Below are 13,893 nucleotides of genomic sequence, written 5' to 3'. Positions count from 1 at the left end.
TGCTGCGCGAGACCCGGCAGGAGCGGCAGGGGCCGTCAAAGCGAGGCGGCTGATCCCCACTATCCCACTCGTCCACAGACCGCCCCGGGGCTTCGGCCTCGTGGCTTTTCCCGTGGGCGCTGTCCTGTCAAACCTAGCGCCTGCTGCACAGCATTTTACTGCACTGAACCGCATTGCCGTCAGCGGCTCACGGCAGCCTGCGCCGTAATCGCGTCCAGCCGCCTTGACCGCGCCGGATGTCTGACGCAGGCTCCACTTCGAAGAAGGCGCCCGGAGCATAGCCGGCAACTGTCAACTTTCGGCGCATCGGCTTAGAAAAATAATCTCCCAAGCGCACGAATTGGTTAATATAAGGATCGCTTGCATGTCTCAAATAAGTTCTGAGGAACTTGAGCGACTTCTGTTTGGCAGATGGGTGGACTCTTTCAACGTAGACCGTCTTTCTTGGCTTGCTGCGGGGCTCAGCTCCGCTGATTATGCCCTTGAGCATATGGAGAAGGCTGAGAGGATGCCATCTCTTGATGCAATTATTGATTATTGCCTGGATCGCTCGCAAGAAGAAGGTCTCGTGCTTGAGTTCGGAGTTTTCTCGGGCCGAACAATCTCACAAATAGCAAACAAAAGGCCGTCAAGTAAGGTCTTCGGCTTCGACTCCTTTGAGGGTCTGCCTGAGGACTGGGTCGGCTCATTTACCAAAGGGTCGTTCGCTATTGGGCGGCTGCCGGACGTTCCGGGGAACGTAGATCTGGTGCCCGGCTGGTTCGATCGCACATTGCCGTCATTTTGCGATAACCATCGAGGTAGCAAAATCTCGTTTCTCCACGTTGATTGCGACCTATATTCATCCACTCAGACGATTTTCGCCAATCTTAACGAAATGATCGTTCCGGGGACAATAATTCTATTTGACGAATACTTCAATTATCCGAACTGGCAGAAGCACGAGGCCCGAGCCTTTGCGGAGTTTTGCAAGACAAGAGACAGAAGGTATGAATATATAGCTTTGGTTCCGCACCATCAGCAGGTTGCGGTGAGAATACTTAAGTAGGCAGAATTAGACGCGTCTACCTATCTTTCTTCAAATGCATCAGCTCCGGTCGGCCCAGCCGCGGCGGGTCTTTCGTTACTGTGCCGCCCCGGGGCTTCGGCCTCGGGGCTTTTTTGTACACTTCCGTGCCATCCGCTGCTTGCCCTCAGCTTACGCACTTCCGCCTGCTGGCTATCGGCGCGCACCGCAGCGACCACGAAGGGAACGCTCGCTATGAGCAAGTAGGTCAAAGCGCGTCCCGTCCAGCCTTTTCGTGCGGAGCGGAACGACGCCCATAAACAGTGTAGAACTGCGGTTATGCATGCGGCCAGAAGCGGCAGTTGGTAATTCTCCACCGTGTCCCCCAGCTTGCCGAAAGCGACGTCCGCTTAAGCATGTGCCATCCGCACGCGTCGCGTCGACTGAAGCGGTCTATTGCTGAGCCCGAACTACGTGACGCTCCATCAGAAGCCCGATGGTGATGCTGCTAAAAATCCAGCCGAAGACGTAAAGGTAATCGACCTGGATCGGAAGCGTCGGATCGTATCCAAGACGAACCAATTCGATGATCTGCGTGAGCGGGTTCCATTTCATATAGTAGTATATCTCGTTCGGCATGTAGTTTGTCAGGAAATAGACGCCGCTTGTCAGGTAAACACTTATAGTAACGAGGATATAACCAATAACCCATCCCGGGAATACTGAGCAAATGCCGACGTTGACTGTGCCGACGCCGATGCCCATCGCGATTGCCGCCAAATATCCGATGATCGCCGTTGTCATATCGACCGGTATAGGGTCAGCTCCGAGGGCTAAGAGCACGAGCAAAACTAACATTACACCCATGAAGCTACTGACGATCTCGACAAGGGCGCGTGCAACGATGGTGTCGAAGCCCTTCACTTGCGGAAAATAGGTCAGTGACTTGTGAACCATGTAGCCTTTCATCATCTCGCGAGAGATGTACTGAAAGGCAAGCACGGGAAGTGCACCCGTGGCGACGAAGATCAAGGTACTGTCACCCATGGGCGACTTCATGCCGCGGAATTGCATAGCTCCAACGAGGATGCCGAGGTGCACGCACGGCCAGAGGACCTGAACTAGATAGCCCCAATAGTTTCCGCCAAAACGGCTGCGCATGTCCCGCAGCATCAAGGCGCTGATGACGCGCAGATAGACGTCGATGTAGCTCGCAGGTCGCGGGCTGCTTGGTGGTAGTTGCACGTCGGCCATGACATCCATCATGCAGGGCAGTGGTGGGCTCGCTGGTGCCGCGAAATAGCGACGAAATGAGGGTGCCCCGCCTTTTCAGCTCCGCCCGGCTCAGCCGCGGCGGGGATTTTTGTTGCTGTGCCGCCCCGGGGCGTCGGCCGCGGGGCTTTGTTCGTGCGCGCCAGCCTGTCCAACCCGGCACCTGCTACGCAGCGTTTTGCCGCTCTCGACCGTATTGTCGTCAGCGACTCACAGCTTCCCATGCTGCAGTTGCGTCCTGCTGCCTTGATCTCGTCGGATGCCAGACGCAGTCCGCACTCCACAAAGGGCGCCTTGAGAATAGCCTGCAAATCGTAGAATTTCGGCCTATCTAGCGTCGGTGCGAGCAACCACATGGCCCACGGCTTCACATGTCCGGCCAAACGGGACTAGGCTCACCCGCACACGGTTGCGAAGAGACGATGAGCCAAAAACCAACTCGCCGGCAGGTTACTGCCTCAATCGCAGGCGGTGCTGCCGGCCTGGCCGGCGGCGGCTTCGCAGAGGGGCCGCCACGGTCCCGGACAGAAGCGCCGGCAATGCCGAACTTGCTCGTCACCGGTTCGGCCCGAACCACTACCAACAGCGCTTTCGCACCTGACACAGCTGCCCCGGCAGACGCATTCCCGTATGCTCCGCCGGGCGGACACGTGCCCGGAGATCACCTGCGAGCAGGCTCCCTATTCAACTTCAAGTCCGTTCGCGGCGACGACTGCCAAGAAGTCGCTCTCGCGGTCATGTTGCGTGCCGACACAGGGAAATCGAGCAGTACCTCCATCAACAATGGAAAGACCTGCTTCAGCTACGGCACGCACGTGACGGCGAATGGCGGTAATGGCTGGGGAGCGGCTGGGGGCATCATCACTGAGCGTGGCGCCCGTGGGTTTTTCGCGGCCCATGAAATCGATACCACCTTTCGCCACGGCAACGCTGCGATCGGCCAAGGCAATGCGATGGGGTTGTTCTTCAACGCCATCAACGAGACGCTTGGTACGGCTCAGATCTACGGTACGGGCAATGCCGGCAAAACGGGCGGCGCCTGTTGGGATGCCGGGTTGATGTTCTCACAGGGCACCAGTCCATACATCCGCGGAACATGCGTTTTCTTGGATTGTAGCGCTGAGGCAGGTTTTCGCACGAACGCCGGCCGTTCAATGGCTGTCGCGGGTCTATGGCTGCAGCACGATGGAACTTGCGGCGGCCGAGCCGATGGCTCGTACGCGAACGGCGCATTTATTGACTACTCGACGGGGCCCGTGGGCTTCGACGTTCAAGGCGCCAAGCGGGTCTCGGACTTCATCGCTCGTGGCGCGGCGCCTATTGGCTTGACCGTAGCTGGTAGTCGCCAGACAGGCATCGACCTAACCAATGCGAAGACAGCGCATGCGATGAAGCTTGCGGACGGGCAAGCCATCAGCTTCGACCCAGTTGGCGGAGCGCAGATCTCGGGGGCGTCAGGGACACTGCGATTGAGATGCGGAGCGAGTACGCCCGCCCATTTCACAGCATCCGCAATTACTCCAGGCGTAGGCTCGACCGTTAGTTTGGGTTCGGGGTCCTCCCGCTTCGCGAACCTTTTCCTGTCGAACAATCCAAGTATTGCCTCGGACCAAGGGCTAAAATCCAACCTCGTGCAGTTCACTGATGCTCAGTTGGATCGCTGGAGCGTTGTCAGCCTCGGATTGTTTCAGTACCTCAGCGCCATCAGCGCAAAAGGAGCTGACGGAGCGCGGCTCCATGCTGGCGTCATCGCACAGGACGTCGTTTCCGCCTTGGGAGACGACGCATTTCGCTACGGCGTCGTCGGTCGCGACCCTGTCACGAAGCCGGTCAAGCGCAAGCGTATCGTGCAGGTTCAGGCGACAGAGGACGCGATTGAGGTTGAGACCGTCGTTGAGATTTTGGACGGCCGTGCCATCCGCCGTACGGTTGAGCGTGCTGTGCAGCGGCCCATCTTTCGTAGCATTCCATTATTTGATGAATATGGAGAGCCGGTTATCACCTCACATCGCAGGCTTGATGCGAACGGAAACCCAGTCGCGTATTTCGATCTGCCAACGCGAGAACCCAACGATCATAGCGAAGAGGTGCAGGCGACACACCTCGTGCCTGTCATGACCGAAGTCGAGGAGATGTACGAGACCGAAGAGCCGGACTTAGATGCAGCAGGAAACCAACGCAGCATACTGACCATCAGGTACGAGCAGGCCGCCATTTGGGAGGCGGCATATCAACGCCGCCGAGCTGATCGTCTTGAGACACGTATCGCTGCGCTGGAGTCTAAGATTGAGGAAGGGCTTGCTTAGGGCAAAAAGAGTGCCTCTCTAGTCACAATTTTATGACGCCCGCGATTTTTATTTATCCAAACAGTAAAAAGTCTTTCTGCGATAAAGCCAAAAACGCGCTTCTGATACGTTTCATAGAACTGGTACGGAATATTTTTCTCTAAAGTGAATAAGATCGGAAACAGCCAATCAGCATATTCATCAACAACAGATTTTTTCCCAACAAACATGTTGTATGCATTTAGCTGGCAGCTTCGCATCGTGAAGTCATACGCGTTCAGGTAACTTGGCTGATGCTCTTCGACAGCCTCACGGACTAGGACGAGGTCTTGACCGATTGCAGTGCCCACATAGTTTTCTTCCAAGCTTATCTGTGTGCCGGAGACTCCGTTCAGAAACCCCAGCGGGGCGGCGACGATTAGGTTCGCGCCGCGCTCGAATTCCGGGAACACATCGGGCGATGCTATCTGGCTTCCCTTGAACTCTATCCCTTGTCCCAGCGCAGCGAAATGCCGACGGTAGTGGACGAGTCCAACATATTCCGCGTCAACATTTTTGGATATCCAGTAGACGCCTGTGCATTCGCAAAAAGAATGGTTCAGACTTGATATGTTATCTCCGGTGTCATCGCCCTGGAAGCCGAGATCTTTGTCTGATATGGCTTTGCCAACGTGCAGTGGTATGTAACCAGGGTGGCCTGGAAGCTCCGTTTCCTTGTGCGTAGCAACGTAAATTTGCGGGTGATTTGACATTTCGACTGTGCTGCCCTCAGCTATATCTGTTCGTTGAGTTTGCGGAACGTCGCTAGAGCTTGTCCAACGATTTGATCCATGTTGTAATATTTGTACGTTGCCAGCCGACCCACGAACCAGACGTTTTTCTCTTCTCTCGCCCGGGCTTCGTAGCGCCGGAAGAGGTCGGCATTTTCGGAGCGCGGGATAGGATAGTAGGGGTCGCCCTCTGCTGAAGGATACTCCGTTGTAATCGTAGTCTTTGGATGCTGCTGCCCCGTAAAATGCTTGTATTCTGATATCCTGGTGAAATCATTCGTCTGCGGATAGTTCACAGTCCCAACCGGCTGGTGCTGAGCAGTCTCCAGCGTTTCATGTTTAAACCGCAAAGAGCGGTAGGGCAGCTTCCCGTAACAGTGGTCAAAATATTCATCGATCGGCCCTGTGTAGATCATACGGCCAAACTCAACCGATCGTCGCACATCCCTGAAGTCGGCCTCAAGCCGAATCTCGATGTTCGGGCTTTCTAGCATCGCCTCGAACATTTTCGTGTAGCCATACTTAGGCATGGCTTGGAATGTGTCGGTAAAGTAACGATCATCCCGGTTCGTTCGCGTGGGAATTCGCGCCGTCACACTCTTATCAAGCTGCGAAGGGTCCATGCCCCACTGCTTTCGGGTGTACCCGCGGAAAAACTTCTCATACAGCTCGCGCCCGACAGTCGATACCACGACGTCCTCTGACGTCCGGATGTCGGGAATGTTTTCTGCGCGCTCTGCGAACCAAGACGGAAGCTCCTCCGGCGTGAGGTTAAGCCCGTAAAGGGAATTGACCGTGTCGAGGTTGATCGGGATCGGCACCAGCTTGCCATCGACCTCGGCAAGAACGCGATGCTCGTAGGGATGCCACTCCGTGAACCTAGATAGGTAATCTACGATCTGCTGAGAATTAGTATGGAACAGATGTGGTCCATATTTGTGATAAAGTATGCCGTCCTCATTCAATTCATCGTAAGCGTTCCCGCCGATATGGGCCCGGCGATCGATGACTAGAACGCGCTCACCGCGCTCGTTAGCCAAGCGCTCGGCAAGCACAGCACCGGCAAACCCGGCTCCGACAATCAACCAATTATACATAAATCACCCCGCCTGTAAGCTGCTTGCGCCTATCTGCTGCGCCCGGCGCTCGCATCTCCCGAAGCACCATGCCCTTACTTTTAATGCGGCGCCTGCATTCCCTCAGGCGCCTGTCCTTGTAGCTGTTCATAGGCCGCAGGCCGGAACTCGCGCCACCGAGGGATGTCAAGCAGCATCGGGGGTGCGATGACTTTCCCATCCTTCACGAGCAGCGTCATGGGGGAGGATTTCTGCATGAACTCGATCTCGTGGGGCAGCCAGTCGGCGCCTAGCTGCAAGCGTACCGTGGCATCGCAATCATGCCCTGCGGCTCGGCAGAGGTCCCGTGCAACCCGCTCGACCTCTTCTCTGCTCGCTTCTGCGTCCATGGGCCGGTCTCCGTACAATCGGGAGTGAATGGCGCAGGCTGAACACGAGTGCGCTGCCATTGTCCAGAGCGGTAGAGCCCAGCCCTCTCAACCCCGCCGGGTCCGCCCGAGCGGGGTTTTTCATGCGCCGTCCTTGGTCCCCGGATACTGCGCGCTGAAGCCGCCATTCGCCTCAACCTCGGTATAGTGCGCTTCCATGTCCCGCATCACCTGGGCGCCCTGCCTGCCGCACTTGGCGCAGCGGGCGTTCCGACCGAGCCGCGTCGGCGGCAGGTCGGCCAGCGTCACGGTCGCGAAGTGCCCGCAGCCGCAGTGCAGGGCCATCGTCTTCAAGCCCTCGGCGATCCAGTCGGCGACGGTGCGCTCTCGGGGCCTCACGTCTTCTGCGCCCGCGCGAGCACAATCGCAGTCCAAACTGCTCCACGCTTGAAGCCGAGGCTGATCTCCGGGCTGGCGACTACCGAGCTAGCCCAGCCATGACCGGCGATGGCCGCCGCGAGGTCGAGCACGTAGCCGTCGGCAATCGGATAGGCTCTGGTCTCGGGATCTTTCAGATATGCCTCGACAGCCGCGTTCACCTGCTCGTCGGTGACGGCCTTGGCTTTGAAGAGTTCGCCGACAGTCGAGGACGAATCAGCCATTCCGCGAGCCTATCCCGCGAGCCTCGTGGTCACCAACATGTCGCCCGCACAAGTTGCCGAATCAGGCGAATTCTGCTTTGCGAAAACCGTCTAAGCCACTGATAACTCTAGCGTCAAATATTCGGTCTTTTGCATAAAACAGCCTATTTTTCAACAATATGAGCCTGTCTGGGGGACAGGGGGTCGTCGGTTCAAGTCCGGCCACTCCGACCACTTTTCGGGCCAAGACCTCGTCCCTGCTGGAGGGCGACGTCACCGCCCTCCCTTCGTTCCCGTCTTTCATGGTGCTCTTCGAACCTCGAGACCGGCTGCGATCACGCCTTGAGGAGAGCTTGGTCAGGGGCCTCCACGATCACGATGCCTCAGCATCGAGGGCCGTCGGCCCTGGCCGGCGCAGCTTCACGATCGTCTCCCGTAGCCAGCGCTGGCTCGGCACAGCGTCGTTGGACGCGTGCCAGATCATCGAGATCGAGACGTCCGGCAGCGTGATCGGCGCCGGGCTCACGGTCAGGCCCATGCTGTCGGCGAAGAAGCGTGCGAGCCGTGCGTGCATCGTCGCGATGACGGGAGCCTGCCGCACCACGAAGGGCATCACGGAGAATCGCGGTGAGGTCAGCGCGATGACGCGCTTGCGGCCGATCTTGGCCAGCGCGTCGTCCACGACGCCGTGGGCACTCTCGACGAGGCTCGTCAGCAGGTGGGGCAGCCGCACGTAGTCGTCGAGCGAGATCGGCGCCGTCACCCCGACGAGCTCGGCGTTGAAGATGCAGAGGTAGCTCTCCTTGTTGAGGATCCGGCGCTTGTGGTGCGTCTGGCCCTGCTCGAACACGCCGATGCCGAGATCGACCCGCCCCGTATCGAGATCGTCGAGGATGCGGTGCCGATCGACCGTGTGCAGCAGAAGCTTCACGCCCGGCGCCACCGCCTGAAGATGCGCGATGAGCGTCGGCATCAGCAGCACCTCGGTTGAATCCGGGATGCCGAGGGTGAAGGTGAGGTCGGCCGTGGCCGGATCGAAGGCATCCGGCGGCGCCGTGATCTGCTGGATCTGGGAGAGCGCCGCCTGCACCGGCGCCATGAGCGCCAGCGCGCGCGGCGTCGGCCGCATGCCGTCGGGCGCCCGCGTCAGCAGCTCATCCGAGAAGGCGGCGCGCAGCCGCGCCAGGGCGTGGCTCATCGCCGACTGGCTGATGCCGATCCGTCCCGCCGCGCGAGTCACGCTGCGCTCCGTCAGCAGCGCGTCGAGGGCCACGAGCAGGTTGAGATCAAGACGGGAAAGATGCACGTGATCGATGCGCATTATGAAATCGATCCATTTGATTCATGGGCCATGGCCCAGCACATACAGTCTCACGAAGCGACGGGGAGCCCGCCGCCGGAAAAGAGGCTGAACTCGATGTCCAAGACCCTTCTTTCACTCACCACCGCCGCGCTCGCCTTCACCGCTGTCGCGACGGCCTCCGCCCGTGCCGACGAGACCGGCGGCGCTCACAACGTCAAGACGGTCGGTGCGCTGACCCTGGAGACCCAGGGTCTGGCGACCAGCGACCTCTCGGTCCACCGCCAGGGCGGCTTCGCCCTCCCCGGCTCGGTCCAGTGGATCAAAACCCCCGTCGATGAGGTGAGGACACGGCAGGCCGCCTTCTGAGCCGGCCTCATGAGACGCACGGATGTGCCACACGATCCTCCGGCGCCGAACGGCGCCGGAGACATTCTTGAGAAGTACGGGACTGGCCCGCGGTCAGACGCTGCGTCAGGATAGGAGCTTGGATCTGGGTTCCGAGACGCCCGTCACAGCGCGCGGTCCGCGGGCGTGAACCGGGCGAACCGCAGAGCCAGCATCGGCAGCACGGCGAGGTTGAGCACCGTCGAGGTGGCGAGACCGCCGAGGATGACGAGCGCCATCGGCCCCTCGATCTCGCGACCGGGCTCGCCCGCTCCGAGTGCCAGCGGCAGCAGCCCGAGGCCGGTGACGAGGGACGTCATCAGGATCGGCACCAGGCGGTCGGCAGCCCCCTCGACAGCGGCCGCTTCATTCCAGGGCCGGCCCTCCGCCAGCACCATGTGCTCGTAATGTGCGATCATCATGATGGTATTGCGCAGCGAGATGCCGAACAACGTCACGAAGCCGACGATCGAGCCCAGCGAGATCACGGCGCCGCTCGCCGCCACCGCCAGCACGCCGCCGACGAAGGCGAAGGGCAGGTTGACGAGAACGAGGGCGAGGTTGGTCAGCGAGCCTGTCACGACGAGGAGCAGGACCACGATCCCGAGACCGGCCAGTCCCGCGTAGAGCGCGAGTTCGCGCCGCGCCTTCGCCTGCGTCTCAGCCGCGCCCTCGAAGCCGATATCGATGCCCGAGGGCAGCGCGACCTCGCGGGCGATCTTCCGTTTTGCGGCCTCGGTGAAGGAGGCGACGTCGCGCCCCTCCACATTCGCGGTCACCACGCGCACGCGCTGCGCTCCGACGTGGCCGACGGCGTAGCGGCCGGCGGTCTCGTAGATGTCCGCTACCTGGGCGAGGCGGATATAGCTGCCGCTCGGCGTACGCAGGGGCAGGTTGCCGAGCGTCGAGAGGCGCGTGCGCGCGGCCGGTTCGAGCACGACGACGACGTTGAACACGGCGTTGCCCTCGTAGGCTTGGCCCACGATGTCCCCCTGATAGGCGGTGCGCACGATCTCCAGGACTTCGATCGCGTCGAGACCCCAGTGGCGCAGATCGGTCGGGCGCAGGCTCACATTGACCTGCGGCAGGCCTGGCGGCGACTTGAGCTGGACGTCGGCCGCGCCGCGCACCTCGGCGAGTTCGCGCGCCACGTCGCGGGCAGTGGCCTCGATCCGGTCGAGACTCGTGCCGGTGACGCTGACGACGACCGGCGCGGTGAAGCCCGAAACGACTTCCTCGATGCGCTCGGTCAGGAAGGTCTTGAGCGAGAAGCTCGCCCCGGGCGTGGCCGCCATCAGCGCGCGGATGCCGGCCTCCGCCTGCTCCTGCCTCTCGCCGTCGAGGCCCGATTCGAGATCGATATGGATCTCGCTGTCATGCGTGCCGCCGAGATCGTAGCCTGCCTCGGCGCGCCCGACCTGCTGGGCGACCGCGCGCACGCCGGGCACCGCCTTCAGCCCCGCCGCGATCCGCTCGCCGAGCCGAAGTGTCTCCTGAAGCGAAGTGCCGGGCGCGGAGGCCATGTGCAGGATGAGGTGCCCTTCCTTGAGGTCCGGCAGGAACACGCCGCCGAAGAACGGAACCGGCAGAGCCGCCGCGAGGGTCAGGGCGAGGCTGCCGGTCATGACGAGACGCGGGTGACGGTTGAGCCCGGCGAGCCCGCGGACATAGATGCTCCGCACGCGGCGGCTCACCGGCGGCTCGCGGGCCGGCAGGTTCGTGCGCCCGGCGAGTAGCAACCGGGCCAGTGCGGGCGTGACCGTCAGCGCCACGGCGAGCGAGGTCAGCACGGCGAGGATGTAGGCCAGCGCCAGCGGGGCGAACAGTCGGCCGGGCACGCCGGTCAGCGCCAGAACCGGCAGGAACACGAGCAGCACCGCGAAGGTGGCATAGGCGACCGAGACGCGCACCTCCAGGATCGCGTCGAGCACCACCCGCGCGCCGGGTAAGGGCACGGCGGCGCTGCGGTTCTCGCGCAGGCGGCGCATCACGTTCTCGACGCCGATCACCGCGTCGTCCACGACCTCGCCGATGGCGATGGCAAGGCCGCCGAGCGTCATGGTGTTGAGGCTTTGGCCGAACGCGCCGAGCATCAGCACCGCGCCGATCAGCGAGAGCGGGATCGCCGAGGCGCTGATGAGTGCCGTGCGCCAGTCGGCCAGGAAGACGAACAGCACCACGACGACGAGGATTCCGCCGAGCGCGAGCGCATGGACCACGTTGTCGGTGGCCTGCGTCACGAAGTTCGCCGGGCGGAACAGGTCGGTACGCAGCGTGATGCCGTCGCGCTCCAGGCCGGGGCGCATCTCGGCGAGCGCCGCCTCGACTTGCGCCGTCACGTCGAGGGTGTTGGCGCCGTACTGCGCGCCGACCATCATCAGCACGCCGGGCTTGCCGTCGACCAGCGCCGCGCTGATCGCCGGCTCCGGGCCGGCCACGACGTCGGCGACGTCGCCGAGCACCACGCTCGCCCCGCCCTCGTTGATGAGCACGGTGCGCGCCACCGCCTCCGGGGTCAGCGACTGCCCCTCGGTCTGCAGGGTGATGCGCTGGTTGGCCGTGTCGACGAAGCCCGCCCCGCGTACGCCCGTCGCCTTGCGTCCGGCTGAGAGCACGTCGTTCAGACCGATACGGAAGCGGACCAGATCCTGCGGCCTAACCTGGATGCGGATCGAGCGCAGGTCGCCGCCATAGACCAGAACTTCGCCGACGCCGGGGGCCGCGAGCAGGCGCAGGCGCAGGCGCCAATCGGCAACCGTTCGCAGATCCATCAGCGACTGCGTCGGCGAGGTCAGGCCGATGAGAAGCACCGAACTGGTCGATGAGGTCAGTGCCGTCATGGTGGGCGGCAGCACGCCCTGCGGCAGCCGGGCCGTCACCGCGGCCAGACGCTCGTTCACGAGCTGGCGCGCCCGGTAGATGTCGCTGCCTGAGGCGAAGGTGGCGGTGATGACCGACAGGCCCTGGATCGAGTTCGAGCGCATCGTGGCCAGTCCCGGCAGGCCGCTGATCGCGACCTCCAGCGCCTGCGTCACCAGCACCTCGACCTGTTCGGGGTTGAGGCCGGGCGCCTCGGTCTGAACCGTCACCGTGGGCGGGGCGAATTCCGGGAAGACGTCGTACTTGGCGGAATTGAGAGCGACGACGCCGTAGACGGCGAGCGCCAGGACCAGCGCCAGGACGATGCCGGGCCGGCGCACCGCGAAGGCGACCAGTGCGGACTGAGGGCCTGAAGGCACCGAGGCAGGAGCGGGAGCCGGCGCGTGGTCTCGCACCGGCTGACGGGCAGGCCGTTGGCCGAGCATGCTCAATCGTCGTCCGCGTCGGAGGCCTGGATCTGTCCTCTCAGCTCCTCAGAGAGGACGGCCTGCGGCCCGGTCACGACGATCTCCGCCTCAGGCCCGAGATCGTCCACGACATAGGCATCGGCCGAGATTGGCGCATCGGCCTTGAGGGGATGGCGGGCGAAGGCGTCGTCGCCGACGCTGCGGTAGATCCAGGCGCTTCCCTGCCAGTGCACAACTGCGCTCTCGGGCACGGCGATGCCGCTCGTCTCGCGCTCCGAGGTCAGGAAGGCCAGCGTGCTCATGCCCGGCAGAAGCCCGCTGTCGCCGGCCACCGTGTAGAAGTAGCTGACGCCCTGGATGCGCTGGTCGGTCCGGGTCGCGGGCGAGACGTAGCGCAGGGCGACGCGCTCGCTCTGCGGCGGAACCTCGGCATGGGCGATGGCCGGCGGCGCCTTCAGCGTCTCGCCGGGCGGCAGGGTTACCTGCACCAGGAAGTCGGCGCGCTCGATCAGACGGGTGATGACGGGCGAGCGCTCGATGATGGCGCGACCGATCACGGTGCCCCATTCCTGCTGCGCCGTAGCCGCGAGGGTGCGGACTTGGGACTGCGCCGCAGCGAGTGCCGCCTCGTCGGTGCGGAAGGTGCCCCCGGCGGTCTCGAGCTGGACCTGCGTCGCGTACTGGCCGAGGCTGCGCGCCCGGATATAGGCGGACCGCGAGACTTCCGTCTTGGCTTCGGCGGTCTGAAGCTGCGCCTTCGCGCTGGCATAGCTGTTGGTGAGTTCCGTGACCCGGGCGAGGTCGAGGACCGAGCCGAACGCCTGCACCTCGATGCGGTGGGCCATCCGCCTGTGCCTTGCCGTCTCGACGCCGATCCGGCCCTGCTCCTCGTCGCTCAGCCGCACAATGGGCCGGCCGCCCTCGACCGCGACCCGCGCCAATGGGCGGTCCTGCGACGGCGACCGGTGCACCGCGGGCGTGATTGCGCTGGACAGTCGATCACGCAGGTCGGAAAAGACAGGGCCGGCGTTTACACGCAGGCCGGATCCGGCGTCCGTCAGCACGAGCGCACCAAGTGCACCCACGCCGAGCGCCAGCCCCACGGGCAGGACGACCCGCCGCATCACACCATCTCCACAGCCCTCGCGTTCTTCGCGCGATTTGCCACTTTTGCCCGGTTTTGTTTGCGTGGTCTACCCGGATCTCGCGTGCTTGTCCGTTTCGAGTGGATGGTTGGATTCGCAGTGCCCCAAATCGTGCTCGGCCGCGCGATCGACGACGATGAAGGCGATGCATCGGCCACGTCGGTGGCATGGTTCGGGAACGGTCGTCGTGCTGCGCACCACCAGTGATGGGCCTGGTACCGGCCGGGATACGGCCAGCCTCCAAAGCACTGCACCCTGCGACCCTCCGAAGCCCGGAGAGGCGCCTCGTTCACCCGATTGTCCTCAAGCTGCACCGCCCAGTGCCCGTGCGCCGTGACGGCAGAGGATGACGTCTT

At 62.5% G+C, this 13,893-nt stretch carries 12 protein-coding genes; 3 read left to right on the top strand and 9 right to left on the bottom strand.

The features are described from left to right. The first annotated feature begins 364 nt into the window (after positions 1-364). Positions 365-1,048 (top strand): class I SAM-dependent methyltransferase, encoded by a 684-nt coding sequence (locus tag FHU13_RS16885; RefSeq protein ID WP_183437005.1) that lies wholly within the window; start codon positions 365-367, stop codon positions 1,046-1,048. 411 nt (positions 1,049-1,459) lie between these two features. Here the strand turns inward: FHU13_RS16885 and FHU13_RS16880 are convergent, their stop codons facing one another. Further along, positions 1,460-2,260 carry an ABC transporter permease gene (locus tag FHU13_RS16880; protein WP_183437004.1) on the bottom strand — a complete coding sequence of 267 codons (801 nt, stop codon included), beginning with the start codon at positions 2,258-2,260 and terminating at the stop codon, positions 1,460-1,462. 557 nt (positions 2,261-2,817) lie between these two features. On the opposite strand from FHU13_RS16880, the gene FHU13_RS16875 reads away from it, so the two are divergent. Further along, positions 2,818-4,584 (top strand): tail fiber domain-containing protein, encoded by a 1,767-nt coding sequence (locus FHU13_RS16875; protein WP_183437003.1) that lies wholly within the window; start codon positions 2,818-2,820, stop codon positions 4,582-4,584. Here the strand turns inward: FHU13_RS16875 and FHU13_RS16870 are convergent. The 6 genes from FHU13_RS16870 to FHU13_RS16845 form a co-directional block, all read right to left on the bottom strand. Continuing rightward, complete coding sequence (locus FHU13_RS16870) at positions 4,581-5,315, bottom strand: DUF4422 domain-containing protein (protein ID WP_183437002.1); 735 nt, start codon at positions 5,313-5,315, stop codon at positions 4,581-4,583. The genes FHU13_RS16875 and FHU13_RS16870 overlap by 4 nt on opposite strands. 20 nt (positions 5,316-5,335) lie before the next feature. Further along, positions 5,336-6,430, bottom strand: coding sequence for a UDP-galactopyranose mutase (gene glf / locus FHU13_RS16865; RefSeq protein ID WP_183437001.1), 1,095 nt, complete (start codon positions 6,428-6,430; stop codon positions 5,336-5,338). An 80-nt stretch (positions 6,431-6,510) separates the two neighbouring features. Beyond that, the gene (locus FHU13_RS16860; protein ID WP_183437000.1) at positions 6,511-6,798 is read right to left on the bottom strand and encodes a hypothetical protein; all 288 of its coding nucleotides are present in this window, start codon (positions 6,796-6,798) and stop codon (positions 6,511-6,513) included. Between the two features lie 120 nt (positions 6,799-6,918). Then, positions 6,919-7,176 carry a hypothetical protein gene (locus FHU13_RS16855; protein WP_183436999.1) on the bottom strand — a complete coding sequence of 86 codons (258 nt, stop codon included), beginning with the start codon at positions 7,174-7,176 and terminating at the stop codon, positions 6,919-6,921. Next, positions 7,173-7,439, bottom strand: a complete 267-nt coding sequence (locus FHU13_RS16850) for a hypothetical protein (protein ID WP_183436998.1) — start codon at positions 7,437-7,439, stop codon at positions 7,173-7,175. Before FHU13_RS16850 ends, FHU13_RS16855 begins: the two co-directional genes overlap by 4 nt. Positions 7,440-7,791: 352 nt before the next feature. Further along, a complete protein-coding gene (locus tag FHU13_RS16845) occupies positions 7,792-8,739 on the bottom strand; it encodes a LysR family transcriptional regulator (RefSeq protein WP_183436997.1) in 948 nt (315 codons plus the stop codon). A gap of 96 nt (positions 8,740-8,835) precedes the next feature. On the opposite strand from FHU13_RS16845, the gene FHU13_RS16840 reads away from it, so the two are divergent. Beyond that, positions 8,836-9,087, top strand: a complete 252-nt coding sequence (locus FHU13_RS16840; protein ID WP_183436996.1) for a hypothetical protein — start codon at positions 8,836-8,838, stop codon at positions 9,085-9,087. 143 nt (positions 9,088-9,230) lie between these two features. On the opposite strand, the gene FHU13_RS16835 is transcribed toward FHU13_RS16840, so the two are convergent. Beyond that, positions 9,231-12,410: an efflux RND transporter permease subunit gene (locus FHU13_RS16835; RefSeq protein ID WP_183436995.1), complete on the bottom strand. Its 3,180-nt coding sequence runs from the start codon at positions 12,408-12,410 to the stop codon at positions 9,231-9,233. Between the two features lie 2 nt (positions 12,411-12,412). Then, the gene (locus tag FHU13_RS16830; protein ID WP_183436994.1) at positions 12,413-13,516 is read right to left on the bottom strand and encodes an efflux RND transporter periplasmic adaptor subunit; all 1,104 of its coding nucleotides are present in this window, start codon (positions 13,514-13,516) and stop codon (positions 12,413-12,415) included. Positions 13,517-13,893: the final 377 nt, after the last annotated feature.

It is taken from the genome of Methylobacterium sp. R2-1 (assembly GCF_014191355.1).
GTDB lineage: Bacteria > Pseudomonadota > Alphaproteobacteria > Rhizobiales > Beijerinckiaceae > Methylobacterium.
This window is presented reverse-complemented; position numbering and strand designations above follow the sequence as displayed.